Genomic DNA, 22565 nt, shown 5'->3' on the forward strand with positions numbered 1-22565 from the left:
GGATCAATCGGATGTCATATCGGTCACGGGTACGCGGGTGTCTGCTGGGCGGCGCGATCGGGGACGCACTGGGCAATCCGGTGGAATTCCTTTCTACGCACCGGATTCGGGAACGATTCGGCGCGGACGGGTTGGTCGACCTGCTCGGCGATCCCGCACTGATCACCGACGACACGCAGATGACGCTGTTCACCGCCGAAGGGCTGATCCGGGCGGACGTCCGCGGCAAGGATGTCGCTCTTGTCGTCTACCGGGCCTATCTGCGTTGGCTCGACACCCAACACCGGTCCGGTCCGCCGGATGACGCCGACGGCTGGCTGGCCGGTCACGCGTTCCTGTACGCCCGCCGCGCGCCTGGCAACGCCTGCCTCTCGGGCCTGCAGTCGGGGCGGATGGGCACTCCCGCCGACCCGGCGAACCCGGACTCCAAGGGCTGCGGCGCGGTGATGCGGTCGGCACCGTTCGGCCTGAATCCACGATGGACCGTGGAGGAGGCGTTCGGTGCCGCGGTCGAGTGCGCGGTGCAGACCCACGGACATCCGTCGGGCTATCTGGCGGCGGGCGCGTTCGCGGCGATCACGCACCGGCTCGTGCTCGCCGATCTGGGGTTGGCCGCGGCGATCGAGGGAACCCTGGAGTTGCTCCGGCGCTGGCCGAAGCACGAGGAGGTCACCGCGGCCCTGGAACAGGCGCTGACGCTGGACCGGGCGGCGACCCCGGAACGGGTGGAGACGCTCGGCGGCGGCTGGGTGGCCGAGGAGGCGCTGGCGATCGCCGTCTACGCGGCGCTGGCCCACCCCACCGACGTGCGGCGCGCGCTGCTGGTCGCGGCCAACCACTCGGGTGACAGCGACTCGACCGCGGCGATCGCCGGCAACCTGCTCGGCGCGTGGCACGGCGAAACGGCCCTGCCGGCGGACTGGGTGTCGCGCCTGGAGGGCCGGGCCACGATCGCGGCCGTGGCGGACGACCTGGCGAGCGAGTTCCTGCACGGGGCCGACCTGCACACCGACGACGAGTGGACGACCCGCTATCCGGGCAGCTGAGGTTTTTCCGGGGGCGGGCCCACCCCCGGACAACCTCGATCACGCCGGATGCACGGCGAAGCGCCGGGCGTCCGGGTCGATGGCGGCGATGCGCACCGGGACGATCGCGCCCTCCTCGAGCGGGGCCGGCCACTCGCGCAGCGGCGCGAAGCCGTCGACCTCGCCGATGCGGACGAACGCGCCGAACGGCACGACGCTCACCACGTCGCCGTGGACGACCGAGCCGACCGCGTAGCGGGCGACGAACGCGGACCAGGCCGCGTCGGTAACAGACATGTCGGAATTCACCTCCTCTCGAAACACGCCTGCGAAAGCGGTGGAGGAGGTGCGCCGGCGGGCCGCGGGCCCGCGGCGCGATCAAGAGATGGCCGGGTAACCGATCTCAGCGGGCCCTGTCAGAAGGGCCGACCCGGCAGTCACCCTGCCATCTTAAGTTGATCAGAGGGTCAGCGTCCAGGAGTTGAGGTAGCCGGTGTCGGCCGACGCCGCGTCGCGTACCCGCAGCTTCCAGGCGCCGTTGCGGGCCTCGCTCGACAGGTTGACCGTGAAGACCTGGTCGATGTTGTCGGCGCTGCCACCGGTGCGGTTGGCCAGCGTGTAGAGGCTGCCGTCCGGGGCGACCAGCGTGACGACCAGGTCACCGCGGTACGTGTGCACGATGTGCACCTCGGCCGTCGACGCGCTCGAGGCGTTGCCGGAGCACCCCGACACGGTGATCGTGCTCTCCACCGTGGACAGGTCCGGGATCGTCAGGTCGGTGCCGTTGGTGATCGCGCCGCAACTGCCGACCGGGTTGACCGTCCAGGTGTAGGACGTGCTGCCCGATCCGCCGGCCGAGGCGGTCGCCGTGACCGTGACGCTGTAGGAGCCGGCGGTCGTCGGGGTGCCGGTGACGGTGCCGGTGGACGACGAGATCGACAGGCCCGGGGGAAGGCCGGTCGCGGACCAGGTGTACGGCGCGGTGCCACCGGATGCGGTGTGCGTCGCGGAGACCGCGGTGCCGACGGTCGAGGACCGGTTGCCCGGGTTGCCGACCGCTACGCCGCCACCGGGCGGGCCACCGCCCAGGGAGATCGCCGCCGCGAGGATGTCGGCCGCGAAGTAGCGCACCTCGGTGTAGACGCCGGGCGCGTTCGGCTGGGCGCAGCCGATGCCCCACGACGTGATGCCGACCTGCACCCACTCGTTGCTGGCGTTCCGCTTGAACATCGGGCCGCCGGAGTCACCTTGGCAGGTGTCGATGCCGCCGCCGGGCAGGATGCCGGCGCAGATCTCCTCGTTGGCGATCAGGCCGCTGTAGCTGCCGCCCTGCGCCGCGCACGTGGCGTCGCTGATGAACGGCACCGTCGCCTTGCGCAGGAAACGCTGCTGGCCGCCGCCCTGCGTGGCCGCGCCCCAGCCGGCCACGGTGAACGAGCCGTTGTGCAGCGAGGTGTCGGTGGCGATCTTCAACAGGGGGCTGGCGGTGATCGGGCTGGACAGCCGGATCAGCGCCCAGTCCTTGCCGTTGCCGTTGTAGCCGGGGGCCCGGTAGACGTAGTTGGAGGTGCGGGTGGTCCGGGTCGGGTCCTGCAGGTCGATGACGCCCCAGGTCGCCGTGATCGACGTGTTGTTGCCGGTGGCGCCAACGCAGTGCGCGGCCGTGAGCACCAGGCTGGGCGTGTACATCGCTCCACCGCAGCCCATGGACAGCCGCACCATCCACGGGAACTCGCCCGCCGCGGCCGGCGTGCCGCCGACGATCTGGTCGGGGCCGGTCGGCACCGGGTCTGGTGAAGCGCTGGCCGGGCCGGCGCCGGTGGCCACCATCGCCAGGGCGGCGACGACGCCCAGCGTCATCCGTCGTAGTCGGGACAAGTGATCCTCCCCATCGAACCTTGTGAGTTTCCGGGGAATCTATCGGTTTCGATCGAAGATCGGTCATCCCGAATTGACGGGTAGTGCCAAGTGATGGATTCGCGTCAGGCCGGGGCGATGTTCTGGTTCAGGTGGAAGACGTTGGCCGGGTCCCAGGTCCGCTTCAGGGCGGCCAGCCGCGCCAGCTTCGCCGCGGGGAAGGCCCGCCGGACGCCGGCGGCGCCCTCGTCGCTGAGGGTGTTGAGATACATCCCGCTGGAGTACGGCGTCAGCGGTGCGACCGCGGTCCGGGCGGCCGCCATCCGGTCGGCGTCTTCGGCAGGGTCGTCCCAGCGGGCCGCCGCGACGAGCTCGAAGAGCGTTCCGCGCTGGCCGTACGCCGCGTCGTCGTCCGGCACGTCCTGGATCGCGCCGCCGTAGGCCTGCAGCGACATCGCCGGCCGCAGCGCCTCGGCGCCGCCGCCGCGCTCGACCAGCGCGGCCGCCGCCTCGGCGGGCAGCCGGTCGAGGTAGAGGCCCTTCCAGTAGCGGCGGAAATGGTGTCCGTCGACCGCGTCGTCGATCGTCTGGAGCTCCAGATAGGACAGCTCGCGCACCGTCTCCCGGCGGGCGCGACCGAGCCCGGCCAGCTCCCGGGTGAGCCGGCGCCCGCGCTCGGGGTCGCCGACCCAGACGAAGCCGACGTCGACCCCGTCGGCGCCGACCGTGGCCTGGTAGGTGGCTTCCCGGGGCGCGGCAGCGCTGAGCTCCCGCCAGCCTTCCAGCACCGCGGCACCGTCGGCCGGATCGAACAGGTAGCTGGCGAGCAGGGCTCGGGTGCCGACCTCGTGGAGCTGGAACTCGAACGAGGTCACGATGCCGAAGTTGCCTCCGCCGCCCCGCAGGCCCCAGAACAGCTCCGGGTGCTCGGTGCGGCTCGCGGTGACCACGGCTCCGTCGGCGGTGACCACCTCGTACGACACGACGTTGTCGCAGGACAGCCCGTACCGCCGGGCCAGCCAGCCCATGCCGCCGCCGAGGGTGAGGCCGCCGACGCCCGTGTGTGACACGTTGCCGGCCGTGGTGGCCAGGCCGAAGCGCTGGGCCGCCCGGTCGAGCGCACCGAGCAGGGCGCCGCCCTGCACGCGGGCCCGGCGGGTGCCCGGGTCCACGGTCACGCCGCCCATCGGCGTCAGGTCGATCATCAGTCCGTCAGCCGGCACCGCGAGCCCGAGCACGCTGTGGCCACCGCACCGGACACCGATCTCCAGGTCGCGCTCGCGGGCGTGGCGGACGGCGTTGACCACGTCGGTGACCGTGCCGCAGCGCACGATCAGGGCGGGCCGGCGGTCGACCATCGCGTTCCAGACGGAACGGGCTTCGTCGTAGCCGGCGTCGCTGGGGTGGAGGACCTGACCGGTGAGGGATGTCGTCGTCATGTCACTCACGGTGCCAAGAATCGGTACTGAGAATAAGCTCCGATTCCATGGTGGGATCCTGGACCAATTCCGGCGCCGCGAGCGACCTGCTGATTCCGCTCGACCGGGCGGCCCCGGTCGCGCTGCACCGCCAGATCGAGACGGCGATCCGCGAGGGAGTCCGCTCGGGCCGGCTGCCGTTGGGGGCCTCCGTGCCGCCCACCCGGACGCTCGCGGCCGACCTCGGCGTGTCCCGTGGCATCGTCGTCGAGGCCTACCAGCAACTCGTCGCCGAGGGCTACCTCAGCAGCCGGCCCGGCGGATACACCACTGTCGCGGCGGGCCCGTCGCCCGCGCCGCCCCAGGCGCCGGTGCGGGTGCCGCCCGAGGTGCGGATCGACTTCGGGTACGGCCGGGCCGACGTCGCGCACTTCCCGCGCGCTGCCTGGCTGCGGTCGCTGCGGCGGGTGCTGACCCAGGCGCCCGACGACCGGTTCGGCTACGCGAGCGGCGGCGGTGTGCCGGAGCTGCGGCTCGCCCTGGCCGACTATCTCAACCGCGTGCGCGGCACGAACGCCGCACCGTCCAATGTGGTCGTCACCAGCGGTTTCGCCCAGGGCATCGCGCTGGTCGTCCAGGTGCTCGCCCGGCGCGGCGCCCGGCGGATCGCCGTCGAGGACCCGTCGGCCGACGACGACGCCCGGGAGCACGCCCGAGCCGCCGGCCTCGAGGTGGTCGGGGTGCCGGTCGGCCCCGACGGCGTCGACGTCGCCGCCCTGGCCGGGGTGTCGGCGAACGCGCTGGTGCTGACCCCGTCACACCAGTGGCCGACCGGCGGCGTGCTGCCGCCCCCGGCCCGGGCGGCGGTGCTGCGCTGGGCCCGGGAGCACGACGCCGTCGTGGTGGAGGACGACTACGACGCCGAGCACCGCTACGACCGCGCGCCGGTCGGAGCCCTGCAGGGCCTCGGGCCCGACCGGGTGGTCTACGCGGGCACGGCGAGCAAGACCCTCGCACCCGGGCTGCGGATCGGCTGGCTCGTCCCGCCGGCCTGGCTGGTCGACGAGCTCGCCGCGGCCAAGGTGCGGGCGGACCGGGGCTCGTCCGCCGTCGACCAGCTCGCGCTGGCCGATTTCCTCGCGCACGGCGAGTTCGACCGGCACCTGCGCCGGATGCGTCCCGTCTACCGGCGCCGACGGGACGCGCTGCTGGCCGGTCTGGCTCGGCACCTACCCGGGTTCCGCCCCGCCGGCGTGGCGGCCGGCCTGCACCTGGTCGCCTGGCTGCCGCCCGGGCTCACCGAGGACGAGGTCGTCGCCGCCGGCCGCTCCGCCGGGGTCGGCGTCGGCGGCGTCGGTCGTTACCGGCTCGGTCCCGGTCCCGAGGGACTGATCTTCGGGTACGCCACCCTCGACCCGCCCGCGATCGAGGAAGGGCTGGCCCTGCTCTCCGGCGCCCTCCACTAGGCTCGCGACCTCTCCGGCCGCGAGGTCGTACGCGGTGTAGGCGCCCTGCCCGGCCGCAGTCGTCGCGATCACCGTGGCCAGCCCGAGCCGGCGTTGGAAGAACGACTGCTTGACCCGCCAGCCGATCACCGCGTCGCGGCGCAGCGCGGCCGTCTGCCGGGTGGCCACGCCCGAGCGGACCACCAGATAGCCGTCGTGCACGGCCTGGCCCAGGCTGCGGTACGCCAGGACGGCGCCGGCCGTGGTGACCACCAGCAGGGCGGGGAAGACCCACGCGAACGACGGCCCGCCGGCGATGACCGCGACGGCCGTAGCGATCGCGGTCAACAGCAGCGCCCGCACCAACCGGCGGCGCAGCGCGGCGGGCGGGGCCGGGCGCAGCGCCCGGGTCAGCGCGTCGGTGCGCAGGATCTCGGCGGCGACCGCGCGGGCGACGGAGACCGGGCCGCGGGGCACGGCGTTCCTGCTCAGCCGGAAGTTCCAGTGGCTCGTGACGAAAAACCGACGACCAGCCCGCCGCAGCCGAGGAGGAGGAAACCCACGGCGCCGAGCGCGATGAGCCACCCGGTGTGCGCGCCGCCGGCCAGGTCGCGGGCGTGGTCGAGCGCGTCGTAGCCGAACAGCCGGCCCAGCCAGTAGCCGCCCCAGGTCAGGCCCGCACCAGCGAAGACGACCCAGATGCTGAGGACGTTGTAGAGGACCCAGTGCGGCTCGAACTGGGCCAACAGGTGGCCGGTGGGTTTGTCCGGCTCCTCGCTCGGTATGGCCGTCGCGTCGAGCATCTCGTGCAGGCGCTGTGCCGTGGCCGCCGACACCGCGTCGATCCGCAGGGCGGCCGTCGCGCCGGCTACACCGGTCAGCCCGGCGCCGACGGTGACCACCCGCAGCCCGAACAGCCGGTGGGTCAGCCGCGCGTCGCTGCCGACGCTGCGGATCCGGTCACGGGCGATCCAGCGCTCGTTGCGGACGAACAGCCCGCTGCGCACCTCGACCCGGTCAGGGGTGATCCGGTAGCGGGTCGTGGCCCAGCGGGCCAGGTCGGCCGCCGCCCGCAGCACGCCGACCACCGCCACCACGAGCGCCGGCCAGGCATCGCCCGGGTCCAGGCCCAGCACGCCCGCCGCGATGGCCGTCGGCACCAGGGAGACCGCGGCCCGCACCAGGTCGACCGCGATCACCTTGCGGTCGAGCCGCTGCCAGGTCACGTCGCGTCACCGGCCGTGCGGCCGACGATCGCGGTGAGTCGGGCCGCCAACTCGGTCGCCTCCGCGTCTGGCAGCGCGACCAGCTGGACCGGCCCGCTCGCCGACGCGGTGGTCACGGTCACGGTCGCCAGGCCGAGCCACCGTTGCAGCGGGCCGCGGGTGGCGTCGACGGTCTGGATGCGGGACAGCGGCGCGACGCGCCACTCGCGGACGAACCAGCCGGACAGGGCGTAGACCGCGTCGTCCGTGGCCTCCCACCGGTGCACCCGGTAGCGCAGGGAGGGCACGACGGCGGCGTGCACGACGTCGACAATGGCCAGTGCCACCAGCAGCGGGCCGAGCCAGGGTCGCCAGGACTCGACGAAGGCGAAGACGACGAGCCCCGCGGCGAGCGGCACGACGGCGCTGATCACGTCGCGCACCGTCCACCAGAGCACGGCCTTGGGCGCGACGCGGTGTCGAGGTGGAAACAGTCCGAGTTCCCCCATGCGCACAGGGTGGGGGACGGTCGCAAGCCGCGCAGCTATCCATCGGCTAGCGCGCTTGGCCGGTCGGCCAGGATTACTGGTCGAGCGACGCGCGGCGGGCGTCGTACCCTCGCGGCATGAGCGCGACCCGGCCGAAATCCTTCCGTTCGCCGCGGTGGCTGCTGCCCGCGGAGCTGGCCGGGGTCTCGGTCGACGAGCCACGCCGGCGGCGCACCGTCCGGGACTGGGTGGCCGACGCGGCGCTGTTCGTCTTCGCGCTCGGCTTCCTGGTGGCCGACTCCGGCGGGGCGCCGTACTACGGCGACGCGGTGCCGCAGTGGTTCCACACGGCCGACCCGTTCGTCAGCCTCGCCGCCTGCGTCGCGCTGTGGTGGCGGCGGCGGTTCCCGTTCGTGGTGGCCGGCGTGGTCTTCATGGCGTACCTGATCGGCGACAGCACCTTGGGTGCCGCGCTGGTCGTCGTGCTCACCGTCGCCGTGCACAAGGGCTGGCTAGCCGCGGTGCTCGTGGCGGACGCCTTTCTGGTGCCGTCGCTCTGGTTCAGCTTCGCTCACCCGCCGCCGAACGTCGCGTGGCAGGCGATGGTGGTGATCGTGTTCCTGATGTTCGTCACACCGCTGGTCTCGGGGATGGCCATCCGGTTCCGCCGGCAGGTCGTGGTCAGCCTCCGCCGCGACGCCGAATGGGCGGCGCGCGACCACGACCGGCGGCTGGCCGACGCGCGCCGGGCGGAACGGGAGCGGATCGCCCGGGAGATGCACGACACGCTCGCCCACCGCATCTCGCTGATCTCGGTGCACGCCGGGGCGCTGTCCTACCGCAGTGCCCAGGCCGAGGCCGGTGCCGGGCGACCACTGGACGCCTCCGACGTCGGTGCCGCCATCGACGTCATCCACGGCAACGCCCGGCGCGCGCTGGTGGAGCTCGGTGACGTGCTGGCGGTGCTGCGCACCGGTGACGAGGCACCGGATCCCGGCGACGTCGGGCCGCCGCAGCCCCAGATCGGTGACATCGAACGGCTGGTCGCCGACGCGGAGGCGGTGGGGCAGCGGGTCACCGTCACCGTCGAGTGCGAGCCGACCGAGAGCCTGCGCGGCGCGGTGCAGCGCACCGTCTACCGCACCGTCCAAGAAGGACTGACGAACGCCCGCAAGCACGCACCGGGTACGGCGGTCGAGGTCTCGGTCACCGGCACGCCCGGCAACGGCGTGGTGGCCGTGGTGCGCAACCCGTTGCCGGTCGGCGGTGCGCCGGTAAGCGCCATACCCGGCGCCGGTGTCGGGCTGGCGGGGCTCGCCGAGCGGGTCGCCCTCGACGGAGGCACGCTGGAGCACGGCCCGGACGGGGGCAGCTTCCGACTGGTCACCCGGCTACCGTGGCCGGCATGAGCCGACCGGTGCGGGTGCTGCTCGTCGACGATGACGCCCTGGTGCGGGCCGGGTTGCGGCTGATGCTCGGTGGCGCGCCCGACATCGAGGTGGTCGGTGAGGCTGTCGACGGTTCGTCGGTGCCGGACCAGGTGCGCCGCACGCAGCCGGATGTGGTGCTGATGGACGTGCGGATGCCGGTGGTCGACGGGATCACGGCTACCCGGGCGCTCGGCCGCGGTCCGGCGGTCATCGTGCTCACCACCTTCGACGCCGACGCCACGGTGGTCGAGGCGCTGCGCGCGGGTGCGGCCGGCTTCCTGCTCAAGCACACACCGCCGGAGCAGATCGTCGAGGCGGTGCGGCGCGCGGCGGCCGGCGAGCCGGTGCTCTCGCCGAGCGTCGCGCGCACGCTGATCGACCACGTGGCCGCCGGCGGTGACCGGGCCGGCAGCACGCGCCGCGACCGGGCCCGGGAACGGCTGGCGGTGCTCTCCGAGCGCGAGCGCGCGGTGGCCGCGGCGGTCGCCGAAGGGCTGTCCAACGGCGACATCGCCGAGCGGCTCTACATGTCGGTCGGCACCGTCAAGGCCCACCTGTCCAGTGCGCTGACGAAGCTGGACCTGACCAACCGCATCCAGTTGGCCCTACTGGCCCACGACGCCTCGGACTGAGCGGCTACTTCGGTCGGCGGGCGACCACTTCGTCGTCCTCCTGCTCGCCCGTCTCCGCGAAGCCCAGGCTCGCGTACAACGCGCGGGCCGCGGTGTTGTCCGGCTGATAGGAGAGCGCGAAGCTCGGCGCGTCGATCTCGGCCAGGGCCGCACTGACCGCCGCCCGCCCGTAGCCCTTGCCCTGGTGCGCGGCGTCGACCGTGATGCCGCCGAGCCAGGCCGCGCCGTCGTCCGGGTCGATGGCCCACATCAGGAAGCCGACGACGCCGCCGTCGGTGGTGGTGATGGCCAGCGGGCGCCAACCGACCGGGCTGTAGTGGCAGAGCGCGAGGTAGTACGCCGGCTCGGCGACCCAGGCACGTTGTGCCGGGCTCACGGATAGCCCGGCGACCGCGCGCCAGTTGTCGGCGTCGACCGGTGCGAGGGTGACGGAGATGTCCATGCCGGCGATCGTGCCACCTCGGAATCCGGTTGCGCCCACTGGTAGACAGGTCGCATGACGACCGTCCGGCCCGGCACCCCCGACGACGCGGCTCCGCTTCTCGCGATCCGCGCCCAGGTCTTCCCCTGGCAGGTCAACACACCGGCCGGGCTCCGGCACGGCTGGGCGCTCTCGGCCCGCAACGCCAAGGGCGCGTTGTTCGCGGTCGACGACGAGCGCGGCCTGGCCGGCTTCGCCCGGGCCGACCTCAACATCTGGACCTCGGAGGAGGGCGCGGCCGGCACCGCGGTCATCGTGCGGCCGGACGCCCGCGGCCGGGGCATCGGCACCGCGCTGCTGGCAGCGGCCGAGGCGCACCTGCGCTCGGTCGGTGGCCGCAAGGTGGTCGGCTACGCCGTCGACGAGCCCGCCACGCTGCGGTTCGTCGAGAAGCACGGCTACACGCTCAACCACGAGGCCCGCTACCAGCGGCTGCTGCTCGCCGACCTGCCGCCGGCGCCGGCGATCCCGGCCGACGTCACCACCGCCAGCTTCGCGGAGATCGGTCCGGAGGCGGTGTTCGCCGTCGACAGTGAGTCGATGCTCGACGAGCCGTCCGACACCCCGTTCGACAAGGTCGAATACGACGACTGGTTCGAGGACATCTGGCACGACCCCAACGTCGACCACGACCTGAGCCTGGTCGTGCTGGTCGACGGCGTGCCGGCGACCATGACCTATCTTTACGCCGACCGCGAGTCCGGGCGGTTCATGTCGACCGGCACCGGCACCCGGCGTGCCTACCGGGGTCGGGGCCTGGCCAAGATCGCCAAATCGGTCGCATTCCGGGCGGCACGGGACGCCGGGTTCACGGCGGGATACACCGGCAACGACGAGGTCAACAAGCCGATGCTGGCGATCAACGAGTGGCTGGGCTACCAGCCGATCGGCGCCGAGCGCTCGGCCGTGAAGACGCTGGCAGAGTAACCCGGGCCCGGCGTCCGGGGCCCGGATCCGGGGTTCGCGCCGGACGGCCTGGTGATCTTCCTACCGTGGAAAACGGGGGGAGATCGGCCATGCTTCGTACTGCCTTGTCCCTCGCGCTCCTGGCACCAACGCTGCCCTTCACGGCGGCGCCCGCCGCGGCCCAGCCCGACGCCAGCCAGGTGGACGTGGCGATGACCAGCGACGGCAGCCAGGAAGCCGAGTATCGCGTCGTGGTGCGCAACCGCACCGAGGCGCCCACTGACCTGACGGTCCGGCAGAGCGTGCCGGACGGTGCCCGCGTGACGGCCACGAGCCCGGCACCCGGGCCGGGCGGTTCGCCCGGTCCGGGGTCGCCGAGCGAGCTCGTCTGGACCGTCCATCTTGGACCGTACGAGAGCACGACGCTCACCACGACGGTCGCGCCTTCCCAGGGTGCGTCGATCTCCGGTGCGGCGTGCGCCTACGTCGGCCTGGCCGGCCAACCGGTCGACTGCTCCGCGTCGGTCTGGACGCCCGCGGACCCGGGCGCGACCGCGAGCCAGGAGAACCGGTGGCAGCTCTGGTGGCTGCCGGCCCTCGCCACGCTGCTGGTCGTCGCGTCCGTCCTGTTCGCCCGGTACGGCTGGCCACGCGCGGCGCGTCGGGTCGCGGCCCTCAGCGACAAGGGCCGGGCCGGCGTCGCCGTGCTGACCGCGATCGTCCTGCTGGTCGGGCTCGGCGTGCTGGCCGCGGCACTGGCGGTGCCCAGGCTGGCCGCGACGGCCGCCGGAGCGCAGCGCACACCCGCGTCCGGCTGGCTGGGCCCGGTGGTCACCGGCGCGCTCGGCACACCGCTGCGAGAGAACGCGTTCGAGTTCACGGCGTACAGCTTCACCTGCGCACCGGCGGGCGGCGGGCAGCGCTGCACGGCGGTCGTCGGGATGACCAACCACAGCGCGGCGCCCGAGTACTGGCACCCGTCGCTGCAACGGCTGGCGGTCGCCGGCGAGGCGCCCGTGTCGACGGACGTGATGGCGACCCGGGCCCTCAACGGCGGCCGGGACGTGTTCGACGCACCGGTCGTGCCCGGGCACCGGCTGCTGGCGCAGCTCTCCTGGTCGCTGCCGGCCGCCGCCGACCCGACCACGCTCGAACTGCACAGCGGCGCGTTCGCGCAGGGGGTACGGATCAGGGTGTGACCCCGAACCAGGTCATCGCCTGGCCGTGCCCGCGGGAGTAGGCCAGTGGCGTGCCGTCCAGGGTGAGCACGTTGTGGAACCCGTCGGTCGGCGGCGCGGGCAGGTCGTCGAGGCCGAGCACCCAGGGCTCCTCCACGGCCAGCCAATGACCGGGCAGCCCGCGCACCACGTCGACGAACGCTTCGCGGCGCGGCCGGGGCACCTGGTAGAGAACGGCGCTGTGGAAGACCACCAACGTCGCGTCCGCCGGCGCCTGGGCGGCCAGCGCCGGCAGGTCGTCGACCAGGTCGCCGCGGACCAGCAGCGGCGGGTCGGCGGCGGCCACCGCGGCCGCGGCGCGCAGGCGGTCGCGGCGGTGCTGGTGCTCCGGCCAGATCAAGGCGTCGAGCCAGGCCACGTCCTCCGGATCGGTCACGTCGAGCGGGTTCAGGTCGAGGCCGGCCCGCCAGACCACCTCCGGCAGCGCGGCCGGCACGGTGATGCCGGTGGCGGCGCAGTCCAGCACCGGATCGCCGTTGCCGACCGCCTGGTCGCCGTAGCGGTAGGCGTACCGGTCCGGGTAGAGGCAGAGCCCGGCCGACGCGCCGACCTCCAGCAGGGCGAGCGGCTGAGGCAGGGAGGCCAGCACGGGCAGCAGCACCGCACACCGGCCGGCTTCGTTCGTCTGCGTCGCCCGGGACCGCATCGCCGGCTCGATCGTCGGCCAGTTCGCCAACACGTACGCCCGGAAGGTCTCGGGATCCTCGACGGGGCCGCCCAGCCAGCGCACGACGCCGAAGAGCAGGTTGGGCTGGCGTTTGGCCTCCGGGAGCTGATCGAGCAGCGCGAGCAGCTCGTCGTCCGTGGAGACCGCGTTGGACAGCCGTTCGTAGGCGGGTGAGACGCCGTGCGCCTCACCCGCCGCGAACTTCGCGTAGACCGTGGCAGTCGTCATGACCACCATGATCGCGTACTCAGCAGGGGCCGAGGTCCCGCCATTGCGCGGTCCAACCGGGCTCGGAGCCCTGCGTCCACCAGTTGGCCTGCCAGAGCCGGAGCTGGCCCTGCCGGTTCGGGTGCTTCACCCGCTGGCCTTCGAGGTAGACCGTGCCCCAGTTCCAGGCGGGCGCGCCGGAGCAGTTGACCGGGTTCTGCGTCGGCGGGTTGGTGGGGTTCTGCGTGGGTGGATTCGTGGGCGGGTTCGTCGGGTTCTGGGTCGGTGGGTTGGTGGGGCAGGTGCCGTTGCCGACCGTGTCCGTGTGCGCGGTGCCGGCCGAGCGCAGCCCGGACACCCGGGTGGCGACCTGCGCCGGCGTCAGCGCCTCGCTGCCCGCGTAGTAGAGCCAGTCGACCTGCTGGTTGTAGACCGCGCGGCCGCCGGTGTGCGTGGCCAGGTCGATGAACCACAGGTTGAAGTTGATCGACATGTTGGTCTCGGGGTAGTACTGGTCGCCGTGGTCGGCCACCTGCACGCCGTCGACGTAGTACTTGACCCGCCCGGCCGAGACGTTGAACTGCAGGTTGTGCCAGCCGTTGAAGCTCTGCCGCTGCTCGGTGTGGGTGTTGACGGCCTGCCAGGGCTCGTTCTGGTACGTCTCCCAGGTGGTCTGGTAGAAGATCGGGCCCTGCTCGCCCCACCCGCCGTTGGGCAGGTACTCGAAGTCGATCTCGCCGTAGTTCGGGTCGAGGTCGCGTTCCAGCGGGGTGATGGTGAAGAACGTCTCCACCAGGTGGTCGCCGTCGTTGCCCGACACCGGTGCGTCGGCGAACTTCACGCGGGCGGCGTACGTGCCTTCGAAGAACTTGCGCTGATGGAACAGCTCGGCATGCGAGGTGCCGCCGGCCGTGCCGTCGGTGGCGGCGGCGAGCTGGAGCACCTTCTGGCCGTCGACGGTCGGGAAGGTGATGTTCGACGCCGGCCAGGCGGCGCCGGGCACGCCGGGGCCGCCGGTGTTGGTGCGGACGGTCCAGTTGCGGGCGGCGATCGCCGGGTCGCTCGACGACGAGTAGGTGAAGTCGTCGAACAGCGCGCCGCACGGTGCGGCGGCGGCGGGTCCGGCGGCGCTGACGGCGGCGATGCCAGCCACCAACAGGCTGGCCGCCGCGGCTGCCCCTAGCAGTTTGGGGACACGGGACATGAGCTTCCTCCTCAAAGGACAGAAGCGAACAAGGGGGTACGCGCTGCGTTGCGCGCGGGTTGAGCCGGGGCGTTACCTGACCGCCCCCGCGGTCAGGCCGGATCTGATCTGCCGTTGGAAGATGACGTAGGCGGCCAGCACCGGGAGCATCGCGATGGTCAGGCCGGCGAACAGGCCGCTCCAGTCGGAGCGGTAGCCCTGGCTCACCGACAGCGCGGCGAGCCCTTGGGCCAGGACGTAGCGGTCCGGGTCCGGGTTGAGCACCAGCGGCAGCAGGTACTGGTTCCACAGGCCCAGGAAGTTGAAGATGGCGACGGTGACGAGGCCGGGGCGGGCCAGCGGGAGCATCACCCGGAAGAACACACCCCAGTGCGAGCAGCCGTCGAGGAACGCGGCCTCGGCCAGTGCCGTGGGCAGCGTGCGGAAGAACGCGTGCAGGAAGAAGATGGTGAACGGCAACGCGTACGCGGTGTAGACCAGGATCAGCCCGGGGTACGTGCCGAGCAGGCCGAGCTGCTTGACCACGAAGAACAGCGGCACCAGGGCCAGGAACACCGGGAACAGCATGCCGGCGACGAACCCGAAGTAGAGCAACCTGTTGCCACGGAACGGATAGCGGGCCAGGGCGTACGCGGTGGTGGCCCCGAACAACATGGTCAGCAGCAGCGCGCCGCCGACCACGAGCGCGCTGTTGCCGAAGTACCGCCCGATCTCCGCCTGGTTCCAGGCTCGCGACCAGTTGTCGAAGTGCGGCGTCGCCGGGAGCGACCAGGGCGAGGTGAGGATCTCCCGATCGGTCTTGAGCGAGCTGACCACGGCCCAGAGCAGGGGAAGCGTGACCACCGCCGCCCAGGCGACCAAGAACGCGTGCGCGCGCCTCATGCCAGCTCCACCTTGTCGCGCCGGCCCGCCCGCATCGCCAGCACGGCGAGGGTGAGGGTGAGGAAGAACAGGGCCACGCCCATCGCGGCCGCGTAGCCGAACTTGGAGAACGTGAACGCGTTGCGGTAGAGCCCCAACCCGATCACCTCGGTGGCGTTGTCGGGACCGCCCGGGCCCACGGTCATCACCTGCACGACCGCGAACCCGTCGAGCGCGAGCACGCCGAGGTAGACGAAGGCCACCTGCACGGTGTCGCGCAGCAGCGGCAGCACGATCCGCCACAGGGTGGCCAGCTTGCCTGCCCCGTCCAGCACCGCAGCCTCGATGATCTCGGTGGGTATCGCCGCCATCGCGGCCGCGAACAGCACCATGTAGAAGCCGACCGACGACCAGACCAGCACCGCCATCACCGCCCACAGCGCGAGGTGCGGGTCGCCGAGCCAGGTGCGGGCCAGGCCGCCCAGTCCGATCCCGCGGAGGAGGCCGTTGAGCAGCCCGTCGTTGGGGTGGTACACGAACTGCCAGAGCAGCGCGATGATCGGCAGGGACAACAGCTGCGGGAAGAAGTACGCGGTCTGGTAGGTCGAGGCGCCACGGATCGCCGAACCGCGGCGCCCCCCGAACGTGACCAGGACCGCCAGCAGCAGCCCGAGCGCGATGGTGACCACCGGCACGACGAGGAGCATCAACCCGTTGTTGCGCAACGCCGCCAGGAACAGCGGATCGCCCACGAGGCGGGTGAAGTTGTCGAGACCGACGAAGTTCACCTGGCCGGACACGCCGGTCCAGTCGGTCAGCGACAGATAGAACGCCTGCGCGTACGGGGAGAGCACGAACACCGCGTACAACGCCAGCGCGGGCAGGATCGCGCCCGCGAGGAAGCGGTATCGGCCGTGCCGGTCGTGGGACATCGCTACCGCTGGTACTTCTTGACCGCGGTGTCGGTGGCGACGGCGTCGGCCGCCTTCTGCACCCGGTCGGACCACTGCGCCGGCGTGATCCGCCGGGTGGCGAGCTCGCCGGTGGCGTCGTCGACGGCCTTGGCGAGCGGCGCGTACCAGGTCCGGAACCGGTAGGTGAAGGTGTTGGGGCCGGCCGCGTCGACCGCCGTCTTCACCGAACCCAGGCCGCTGCTCAGGGTCAGCCCTTCCAGCGCGCCGGCCACGCTCGGCATCGTGCTGTTGAGCTCGGCGAACCGCTTGGCCGCGGTGGTGGAGAACAGGATGCGCAGGAACTCGAGGCCGCCGCGCGGGTTCTTGGCCTTGGCCGGCACGATGAACGACTCGCTGCTGGCGGCCTGGAGCGCGGTCTGTGGCAGCTTGTCGCTCCCCGAGAGCGCGGGCGCCGGCGCCATCACCATGTCGAACCCGGCGGGCGTGATGCCCTTCTGCTCGGCCTCCAGCCACGATCCACAAGGGATGATCGCGACCTGGCTCTGCGACCATGCCGCCTGCGCCTCGGTGTGCGACAGCGCCTCGCTGCCGGACAGGATGTAGCCCTTGCCGGCCAGCTCGGCGATCGCGGTGGCGGCGTCGACCAGGCCCGGCTGCTTCCAGGCGTTGGGTTCGAGGTTGTCGACGGCCTTGACCAGGTCGGGCCCGCCCGCCTTGGCCGCCATCGCGAGCAGCGGGTCGTTCAGGTATTCCGGGTACTTCCCCTGGTAGGTCCACGGCGCGACGCCGGACTTCTTGATCTGGTCGCAGAGTGCCAGCATCGCGTCCCAGGTGGTCGGGAACGTCCAGCCGTTCTTGTCGAACAACGGCTTCGAATACCAGAGACCCCAGACGGTGTACGTGAAGTTGAGCGTCTGGACCTTGTCGTCGAACGTGCCGTCGTCGACCACGCCCGGCAGCAGCGTGTCGCGGACCTTCTTGGCCGGGTCGTCGAGCGAGGGTGCGTCGAGCAGATCGGCCAGGTCGCTCAGCTTGCCGGCTCCGACGAGCGTCGCCAGGTCGAGCCGGCCGGCGCCGGTGTTGTCGACCACGTCGGGCGGGGTGTCGGCGACGAACCTCGGCTGCAGCGCCTCGCCGACCTTCTGGATGCCCTTGTGGTCGACGGTGGCGCCCCGGTGGCGCTGCTGGTAGAGCGACTCCGCGTTCACCGCGTACTCGTCGCCGTAGCCGCCCTTGAAGATGACCACCTCGAGCGGGGTCTTGTCGGGCACGCCGAGCGGGTTGTCCGCGGTCTTCGTCCCCGCGGCGGCTTCGTTCGCGTCGTCGTTCCCTCCGGTGACGCATCCGCCGAGCACCGGCAGGGCCGCACCGGCCACCGCCGCACCCAGCACGGCGCGCCGGGTCGGGTACCGTCTGAGCTGGGAAGAGGGGTTCATTGGCGTGTCCTCACCTTCCTGGTTAAGAGGCGGTACGCCGGATGCGCCCGGCGTACCGCGCTTCAAGCTGTCTGTTGTGTTCGTCGCCGCCGGGCACGTTGTACGAGATGTAGATCGGTGGCGTTTCGCCCGCCGCGACGATCCGGGCGACCACCTCGCACACGAGCTGTTGCGCTAGCAGCGCGCCGGTGACCGAGGAGATCGCGCCGGTCCTGACCTGGGTGTCGCCTAGTTGGATCGCCGCGTCACCGAACGGCGCGGCATTGTCGAGCACCACGTCGGCCAGGTCGGCCAGCCGTGCTCCGGACGGGTGCTTGGGCTCGACCACCATGGTGTGGGCCAGCGACGTGACCGCGATCAGGCGGTGCCCGTTCTCCTTGACCAGCCGGGCCAGCTCGACCACCACGCCGTTGATGCCGGAGTTCGAGGCGATCACGAAGATGTCGTCGGGCTTGACCGGCGCGAGCTCGTAGAGGCGCCGGGCCACCGTCGGGTCGCGCTCCAGGAACGGGTCGTTCAGCACGGCCGGGTCGGCACCGCCGAACAGCACCAGGTCGCGCAGCGCGATCTTGTTGCTGGGCACCAGGCCGCCGGCCCGGCCCGCGATCTCCATCGCCAGCGCCTCGGAATGGCCGGCACCGAACGCCTGCACCACCCCGCCGGCCCGCAGCGCTTCGGTGACGAGGTCGGCGGCTTGGCGTACCGCGTCGCCCTGGGTGGTCGCGACCTGGTCGATCGCGGCCTGGACGGCCGCGAGATAGCTTTCGGCGCCGATCGTCATGATCCCTCCGGTGTTCTGGTGCGCTTGCGGGGCAGGCGGTGCGCGTCGACCGCGCGGGCGGTCACCTCGAACGCCTCGGTGGTGCGTTCGTAGGTGCGTTGCGCGACGGCGACGTAGATCAGGTCGAGCACGAGCAGTTGGCTGTGCAACGCCGACAGGGCGGCGAGCCGGAACGTGGTCTCCTGCACGGCGGTGGTCATCACGACATCGGCGACCTCGGACAGCGGCGACCGCGGGAACGAGGTGATCGCCACGGTGAGCGCGCCGTGGTCGGCCGCCTCGCTGAGCACCTCGATCACCTCGCGGGTCCGGCCGCTGTGCGACAGCCCGATCGCGACGTCGCCCGGCCCGAGCAACGCGGCGTTGGTCAGCGCGGTGTGCGGGTCGGAGCGGTGCCAGCAGGGCACCCGGATCCGCTCGAGCCGGAACGCCATCTCCCGGGCGGCGTTGCCGGAGCTCCCCAGGCCGAACAGCTCGACCCGCTGCGCCGTGGCGACCGCGGCCGCGACCCGCTCGACCGCGGCCAGGTCGACCCGGCCCGCGGTGTCCTGGATGGCCCGGGCGTCCGCGCTGGCGACCACGTCGAGCACCCGGTCCAGCGGCGCGTCCGGGGTGATCTCGTGGTCGATGTCGGTGTCCCAGCGGGCCTGTGCCGCGCGGCCGGTCTCGGTGGCGACCGCGACCCGCAGCTCGGCGTAGCCCCGGTAGCCGAACAACCGGCAGAACCGGGTGATGGTCGCGGTCGACGTGCCGGCACGCTCGGCGAGGTCGACGATCGTCGTCCGCGCCGTCTCCTCGGGTTCGCCGAGGATCTGCTCGGCCACCCGCTGGAGGGCGTCGGGGAGCGTCGGCAGCTCGGTGCGCACCCGGCCCAGCAGCCCGGTCTCGGCCATGCGGTCATTCCTTTCGCTGTCGCTCGGTGATGAACAAAATTATTGTCACTGAGGCACTCGCGTCAAGATGTTTGACATAGACTCTTGTCTTGACGGCGCGGGTCGCGCAGCATGTGTCTCGTGACGTTGGTGATCGGCGGGGACTGCGGCGGCACGAGCACCCGCGTCGTGGTGACCACACTGGACGGTGCGGTGGTCGGCCGCGGCCGCGGTGGGCCAGGCAACCCGGTCGCCCGCCCACCGGCCGAGGCGGCGGCCGCCCTGGTCGGTGCGGTGCGTGATGCCCTCGCCGGGCTCGACCCCACGGACGTGGTCGGTGCGGTGGTCGGTGTGGCCGGCTACAGCCGGCTGACCACGGCGGAGGGCGCTGCGGCCTACGCGTCGGCATGGTCTTCGACCGGCGTGCCGGTGCCGTTGCGCACGGTCGGCGACGCCGTGGTGGCCTACGCCTCGGGCGCGGGTGACGTGCCGACCGGATCGGTGCTGATCGCGGGCACGGGCGCCATCGCCTGCGAGATCGTTGACTGGACGGTCGGCCGGAGGGTCGACGGCATCGGCTGGCTGCTCGGCGACGAGGGCTCGGGCTTCTGGTTCGGCGTGGCTGCGGCCCGGCACACGGCACACGCCCTGCACGCCGGCACCGGCGGCGCCCTGGTCTCTTCGGTGCACGCCGCGGTCGGCGGCACCGGCCCGGAAGGCTTCGTCAGCGCCTTCTACGCCCTGGCCCGCGACAAGATGGCCGCCCTGGCCCCCTTGGTCTTCGAGGCAGTCCGTCTTGGTGACCCCGCTGCTGCCACGATCCTCGAAGACGGAGCCGACCGGCTGGCCGCGACCCTGCTCGCGCTGCCACCGGGCGACGGTCCGATCGTGTTGGCGGGTGGGCTACTGATCGCGGTCCCTGAGTTGCGGTCGGCGGTCGAGGCCAGGCTCGACCGCACCGCACTCCTGGCGGGCGACGCCGCCGAGGCCGCCGCCCGCCTTGCCGCCCTACAGGTGGATGCGGGTGTTCTTCGGGTCGTAGAGGGGGCGTAGGGAGCAGCGGGCCGGGGCGATGCGGTCGGCTACCTCGACCGTCCACTCGCCGCTGTCCAGCCACGCCTGGTCCAGGGCCGCGCCGTCCGGGCGGTCCAGCATCGCCAGGCCGACCGCGCCGCCCAGGGTGAAGCCGTACGAGGCCGCCCGGATGTAGCCCACCGGGACACCGTCGCGGCGGACGATCTCGCCGTGGAACATCAGCGGTTCCGGGTCGGTCAGCAGCACCTGGACCAGCCGGCGGCTCAGCGGGCCGGCGGCCTTGCGGGCCAGCACCGCGTCGCGGCCGACGAAGCCGCCCGGCTTGTCCAGGGCGACCGCGAAGCCGAGGCCGGCCTCCAGCACCGAGTCCGTGTTGTCGATGTCGTGGCCGTAGTCCCGGTAGCCCTTCTCCATCCGCAGACTGGACAACGCCTTCAGGCCGGCGTGCCGCAGACCCACCGCCGCGCCGGCCGCGGTCAGCCGGTCGTACACGTGGTTGGCCTGCTCCGCCGGGATGTAGAGCTCGTAGCCGAGCTCACCCAGGTAGGTGATCCGGACGCACAGCACCCGCGCGAAGCCGAGGTCGATCTCGCGCGCGGTGCGGAACGGGAACACCTCGTTGGACAGGTCGGCACTGGTCACCGACTGGAGCAACTCGCGCGAGCGCGGCCCCTGGATGTTGAGCTGGGCATAGCCGCCGGTGACGTCCGTGACGAAGGCGTGCCGGCCGGCGAACGCCCGCTCCATCATGGACAGCGCGTGCCGGTGGGCCGTGTCCGAGGCGACCACCCAGAACCGGTCGTCTGCCAGCTTCGTGACGGTGAGGTCGGCTTCCAGGGTGCCGCCCTCGTTGAGCCACTGGGTGTACGTGATCCGGCCCGTTTCGCCGTTGACCGCCCCGGCCGAGAGGTGGTCGAGCGCGGCGCCCGCCTCGTCGCCCTGCACCAGGTATTTGGACATGAACGACATGTCCATCAGGATCACGCCCTCGCGGGCGGCCCGGTGCTCGTCGGCCCAGTAGGGGAACCAGTTCTGCCGGCCCCAGGACAGCTTTTCGACGCGCGCCTCAAGGCCTTCCGGCGCGTACCAGTCGGCGCCTTCCCAACCGCTCACGTCGCGGAAGTAGGCGCGTTGCTCGACCAGTCGCGCATGGACGGGCGAGAGCTTCGCGCCGCGCGCGGTCTTCATCGACAGGCCGGGGAAGTGGGTGGCGTAGACCTTGCCCAATGACTCGACGGTACGCGTCGCGCGATAGTCCGGTGTGGACTGATAGCGCTCCAGGCGGTCGATGTTCATTCCCGTCACGTCCACGTCCGGCCGTCCGTCGACGATCCACTGGGCCAGCGCCCGGCCGATCCCGCCGCCGGTCAGGATGCCGATCGAGTTGAGCCCGGCCGCGACGAAGTAGTTGCGCAACTCGGGCGCCTCGCCGAAGACCGGCGAGAGGTCCGGGGTGAACGACTCGGGGCCGCAGAAGAAGGTACGCACGCCCACCTCGCCGGTGATTGGCACGCGGGCCATCGCCTTTTCGAGATAGGGCGCCATCCGGTCCCAGTCGGGCGGGATCGTGCCGAACGAGAACGTCTCCGGCACCCGGTCGACGTGCCACGGCGCGCACTCCGCCTCGAAGAGCCCGACCATCAGGCCGGCGCCCTCCTCGCGGTAGTAGCCGTACGACGACGGGTCCTCCAGCACCGGCAGGTCGCCGGACACGCCGTCGATCGGCTCGGTGATCAGGTAGTAGTGCTCGGCGGCCTGCAGCGGGATGTTCACGCCGGCCTGCTCGCCGAGCTGGCGCGCCCACATGCCGGCGCAGTTGACGACGTACTCGGCCTCGATGTCGCCCTGCGGCGTGCGTACCCCGGTCACGGTCTTGCCGTCGCGCAGCACGCCGGTGACCGGAACGCCCTCGATGATCGTCGCCCCGCGCAGCCGGGCGCCCTTGGCCAGGGCCATCGCGACGTCGACGGGGTTGGCCCGGCCGTCGTCGGCGACGTAGAAACCGGCCAGCAGGTCGGCGGTGTTGGCGAGCGGGAACAGCTCCTTGACCTCGCCGGGGCTGATCTCCTGCACGTCGATGCCGCAGTAGCGGTTGAAGGCGGAGACCCGGCGATATTCCTCGAGCCGGTCCGCGTCGGCGGCCACCTCGATGAACCCGACCTGCTTGAGCCCGGTCGCCTGGCCGGTCTCGGCCTCCAGCCGGGCGTACAGGTCGCGGGTGTATTTGCGCATCTCGGTCGAGGTCTCCGACAGCGAGCCGAAGGTGACCATGAGCCCGGCCGCGTGCCAGGTGGTGCCCGAGGTCAGTTTGTCCCGTTCGAGCAGCACGACGTCGGTCCAGCCGGCCGCGGCCAGGTGGTACGCGACCGACGTGCCGATCACCCCACCGCCGATCACCACGACGCGCGCACGCTCCGGAATACCCACTTCGCCACCTCTCCGAGTCCGACGATGGTAAACACA

General features: G+C 72.2%; 21 protein-coding genes and 1 pseudogene. 7 read left to right on the forward strand and 15 right to left on the reverse strand.

The genetic code is table 11. The features are described 5' to 3' along the window. Positions 1 to 11 precede the first annotated feature (11 nt). Positions 12 to 1046 (forward strand): ADP-ribosylglycohydrolase family protein, encoded by a 1035-nt coding sequence (locus tag CHC05_RS06215; RefSeq protein WP_089245584.1) that lies wholly within the window; start codon positions 12 to 14, stop codon positions 1044 to 1046. Positions 1047 to 1085: 39 nt separating this feature from the next. Here the strand turns inward: CHC05_RS06215 and CHC05_RS06220 are convergent, their stop codons facing one another. The 3 genes from CHC05_RS06220 to CHC05_RS06230 all read right to left on the reverse strand — a co-directional run bounded on the left by CHC05_RS06220 (position 1086) and on the right by CHC05_RS06230 (position 4321). Continuing rightward, positions 1086 to 1322, reverse strand: coding sequence for a S1 RNA-binding domain-containing protein (locus tag CHC05_RS06220; RefSeq protein WP_089245586.1), 237 nt, complete (start codon positions 1320 to 1322; stop codon positions 1086 to 1088). A gap of 162 nt (positions 1323 to 1484) precedes the next feature. After that, positions 1485 to 2903: a trypsin-like serine protease gene (locus CHC05_RS06225; RefSeq protein ID WP_245870674.1), complete on the reverse strand. Its 1419-nt coding sequence runs from the start codon at positions 2901 to 2903 to the stop codon at positions 1485 to 1487. A 104-nt stretch (positions 2904 to 3007) separates the two neighbouring features. Next, positions 3008 to 4321: an FAD-binding oxidoreductase gene (locus CHC05_RS06230; RefSeq protein ID WP_089245590.1), complete on the reverse strand. Its 1314-nt coding sequence runs from the start codon at positions 4319 to 4321 to the stop codon at positions 3008 to 3010. Positions 4322 to 4368: 47 nt separating this feature from the next. Here CHC05_RS06230 and pdxR point away from each other — a divergent pair, with 47 nt between their 5' ends. Next, complete coding sequence (gene pdxR / locus CHC05_RS06235; protein ID WP_089245592.1) at positions 4369 to 5766, forward strand: MocR-like pyridoxine biosynthesis transcription factor PdxR; 1398 nt, start codon at positions 4369 to 4371, stop codon at positions 5764 to 5766. A 27-nt stretch (positions 5767 to 5793) separates the two neighbouring features. Here pdxR and CHC05_RS43240 read toward each other — a convergent pair. From CHC05_RS43240 to CHC05_RS06250, 3 genes and pseudogenes are all read right to left on the reverse strand, one after another. Then, positions 5794 to 6330, reverse strand: a pseudogene (locus tag CHC05_RS43240) (PH domain-containing protein); the annotation flags it as partial. Then, positions 6234 to 6971, reverse strand: a complete 738-nt coding sequence (locus CHC05_RS41995) for a PH domain-containing protein (RefSeq protein ID WP_089245594.1) — start codon at positions 6969 to 6971, stop codon at positions 6234 to 6236. The pseudogene CHC05_RS43240 and the gene CHC05_RS41995, both read right to left, overlap by 97 nt. Beyond that, positions 6968 to 7459, reverse strand: a complete 492-nt coding sequence (locus CHC05_RS06250) for a PH domain-containing protein (protein WP_089246152.1) — start codon at positions 7457 to 7459, stop codon at positions 6968 to 6970. The genes CHC05_RS41995 and CHC05_RS06250 overlap by 4 nt, the downstream gene beginning before the upstream one ends. A 116-nt stretch (positions 7460 to 7575) precedes the next feature. On the opposite strand from CHC05_RS06250, the gene CHC05_RS06255 reads away from it, so the two are divergent. Next, positions 7576 to 8847: a sensor histidine kinase gene (locus tag CHC05_RS06255; protein WP_089245596.1), complete on the forward strand. Its 1272-nt coding sequence runs from the start codon at positions 7576 to 7578 to the stop codon at positions 8845 to 8847. After that, entirely contained in the window at positions 8844 to 9500 is a 657-nt protein-coding gene (locus CHC05_RS06260; protein WP_089246154.1) for a response regulator transcription factor, read from the forward strand. Before CHC05_RS06255 ends, CHC05_RS06260 begins: the two co-directional genes overlap by 4 nt. Before the next feature lie 4 nt (positions 9501 to 9504). On the opposite strand, the gene CHC05_RS06265 is transcribed toward CHC05_RS06260, so the two are convergent. Then, on the reverse strand, positions 9505 to 9942 hold the full coding sequence (locus tag CHC05_RS06265) for a GNAT family N-acetyltransferase (protein ID WP_089245598.1): 438 nt from the start codon (positions 9940 to 9942) through the stop codon (positions 9505 to 9507). Positions 9943 to 9996: 54 nt separating this feature from the next. Between CHC05_RS06265 and CHC05_RS06270 the strand changes: the two genes are divergently transcribed. After that, positions 9997 to 10908, forward strand: a complete 912-nt coding sequence (locus CHC05_RS06270) for a GNAT family N-acetyltransferase (RefSeq protein WP_089245600.1) — start codon at positions 9997 to 9999, stop codon at positions 10906 to 10908. Between the two features lie 89 nt (positions 10909 to 10997). Next, positions 10998 to 12086 carry a DUF4352 domain-containing protein gene (locus CHC05_RS06275; protein WP_144022495.1) on the forward strand — a complete coding sequence of 363 codons (1089 nt, stop codon included), beginning with the start codon at positions 10998 to 11000 and terminating at the stop codon, positions 12084 to 12086. On the opposite strand, the gene CHC05_RS06280 is transcribed toward CHC05_RS06275, so the two are convergent. From CHC05_RS06280 to CHC05_RS06310, 7 genes are all read right to left on the reverse strand, one after another. Further along, positions 12076 to 13020: a DUF2332 domain-containing protein gene (locus CHC05_RS06280; protein ID WP_089245604.1), complete on the reverse strand. Its 945-nt coding sequence runs from the start codon at positions 13018 to 13020 to the stop codon at positions 12076 to 12078. The genes CHC05_RS06275 and CHC05_RS06280 overlap by 11 nt on opposite strands. Positions 13021 to 13039: 19 nt before the next feature. After that, positions 13040 to 14203 (reverse strand): family 16 glycosylhydrolase, encoded by a 1164-nt coding sequence (locus tag CHC05_RS06285; protein ID WP_089245606.1) that lies wholly within the window; start codon positions 14201 to 14203, stop codon positions 13040 to 13042. A 72-nt stretch (positions 14204 to 14275) separates the two neighbouring features. Then, positions 14276 to 15085, reverse strand: coding sequence for a carbohydrate ABC transporter permease (locus CHC05_RS06290; protein WP_089245608.1), 810 nt, complete (start codon positions 15083 to 15085; stop codon positions 14276 to 14278). After that, entirely contained in the window at positions 15082 to 15996 is a 915-nt protein-coding gene (locus tag CHC05_RS06295) for a carbohydrate ABC transporter permease (RefSeq protein ID WP_089245610.1), read from the reverse strand. Before CHC05_RS06295 ends, CHC05_RS06290 begins: the two co-directional genes overlap by 4 nt. 2 nt (positions 15997 to 15998) lie before the next feature. Beyond that, on the reverse strand, positions 15999 to 17414 hold the full coding sequence (gene ngcE / locus CHC05_RS06300; RefSeq protein ID WP_089245612.1) for an N-acetylglucosamine/diacetylchitobiose ABC transporter substrate-binding protein: 1416 nt from the start codon (positions 17412 to 17414) through the stop codon (positions 15999 to 16001). Between the two features lie 22 nt (positions 17415 to 17436). Next, positions 17437 to 18195: a sugar isomerase domain-containing protein gene (locus tag CHC05_RS06305; RefSeq protein WP_089245614.1), complete on the reverse strand. Its 759-nt coding sequence runs from the start codon at positions 18193 to 18195 to the stop codon at positions 17437 to 17439. Beyond that, entirely contained in the window at positions 18192 to 19088 is an 897-nt protein-coding gene (locus tag CHC05_RS06310) for a MurR/RpiR family transcriptional regulator (RefSeq protein WP_089245616.1), read from the reverse strand. Before CHC05_RS06310 ends, CHC05_RS06305 begins: the two co-directional genes overlap by 4 nt. 120 nt (positions 19089 to 19208) lie before the next feature. On the opposite strand from CHC05_RS06310, the gene CHC05_RS06315 reads away from it, so the two are divergent. Beyond that, positions 19209 to 20120: an N-acetylglucosamine kinase gene (locus CHC05_RS06315; RefSeq protein WP_179266070.1), complete on the forward strand. Its 912-nt coding sequence runs from the start codon at positions 19209 to 19211 to the stop codon at positions 20118 to 20120. On the opposite strand, the gene CHC05_RS06320 is transcribed toward CHC05_RS06315, so the two are convergent. Then, positions 20076 to 22529, reverse strand: coding sequence for a GcvT family protein (locus CHC05_RS06320; protein ID WP_089245619.1), 2454 nt, complete (start codon positions 22527 to 22529; stop codon positions 20076 to 20078). The genes CHC05_RS06315 and CHC05_RS06320 overlap by 45 nt on opposite strands. Positions 22530 to 22565: the final 36 nt, after the last annotated feature.

It is taken from the genome of Asanoa hainanensis, from assembly GCF_900188485.1.
GTDB lineage: Bacteria > Actinomycetota > Actinomycetes > Mycobacteriales > Micromonosporaceae > Asanoa > Asanoa hainanensis.

Bases quoted from the DNA above. Each gene is read 5' to 3' on its own strand.
- CHC05_RS06215 (WP_089245584.1), top strand. From the start codon at position 12: ATGTCATATCGGTCACGGGTACGCGGGTGTCTGCTGGGCGGCGCGATC.
- CHC05_RS06220 (WP_089245586.1), bottom strand. From the start codon at position 1,322: ATGTCTGTTACCGACGCGGCCTGGTCCGCGTTCGTCGCCCGCTACGCG.
- CHC05_RS06230 (WP_089245590.1), bottom strand. From the start codon at position 4,321: ATGACGACGACATCCCTCACCGGTCAGGTCCTCCACCCCAGCGACGCC.
- pdxR (WP_089245592.1), top strand. From the start codon at position 4,369: ATGGTGGGATCCTGGACCAATTCCGGCGCCGCGAGCGACCTGCTGATT.
- CHC05_RS06250 (WP_089246152.1), bottom strand. From the start codon at position 7,459: ATGGGGGAACTCGGACTGTTTCCACCTCGACACCGCGTCGCGCCCAAG.
- CHC05_RS06255 (WP_089245596.1), top strand. From the start codon at position 7,576: ATGAGCGCGACCCGGCCGAAATCCTTCCGTTCGCCGCGGTGGCTGCTG.
- CHC05_RS06260 (WP_089246154.1), top strand. From the start codon at position 8,844: ATGAGCCGACCGGTGCGGGTGCTGCTCGTCGACGATGACGCCCTGGTG.
- CHC05_RS06265 (WP_089245598.1), bottom strand. From the start codon at position 9,942: ATGGACATCTCCGTCACCCTCGCACCGGTCGACGCCGACAACTGGCGC.
- CHC05_RS06270 (WP_089245600.1), top strand. From the start codon at position 9,997: ATGACGACCGTCCGGCCCGGCACCCCCGACGACGCGGCTCCGCTTCTC.
- CHC05_RS06275 (WP_144022495.1), top strand. From the start codon at position 10,998: ATGCTTCGTACTGCCTTGTCCCTCGCGCTCCTGGCACCAACGCTGCCC.
- CHC05_RS06280 (WP_089245604.1), bottom strand. From the start codon at position 13,020: ATGACGACTGCCACGGTCTACGCGAAGTTCGCGGCGGGTGAGGCGCAC.
- CHC05_RS06285 (WP_089245606.1), bottom strand. From the start codon at position 14,203: ATGTCCCGTGTCCCCAAACTGCTAGGGGCAGCCGCGGCGGCCAGCCTG.
- CHC05_RS06290 (WP_089245608.1), bottom strand. From the start codon at position 15,085: ATGAGGCGCGCGCACGCGTTCTTGGTCGCCTGGGCGGCGGTGGTCACG.
- CHC05_RS06295 (WP_089245610.1), bottom strand. From the start codon at position 15,996: ATGTCCCACGACCGGCACGGCCGATACCGCTTCCTCGCGGGCGCGATC.
- ngcE (WP_089245612.1), bottom strand. From the start codon at position 17,414: ATGAACCCCTCTTCCCAGCTCAGACGGTACCCGACCCGGCGCGCCGTG.
- CHC05_RS06305 (WP_089245614.1), bottom strand. From the start codon at position 18,195: ATGACGATCGGCGCCGAAAGCTATCTCGCGGCCGTCCAGGCCGCGATC.
- CHC05_RS06310 (WP_089245616.1), bottom strand. From the start codon at position 19,088: ATGGCCGAGACCGGGCTGCTGGGCCGGGTGCGCACCGAGCTGCCGACG.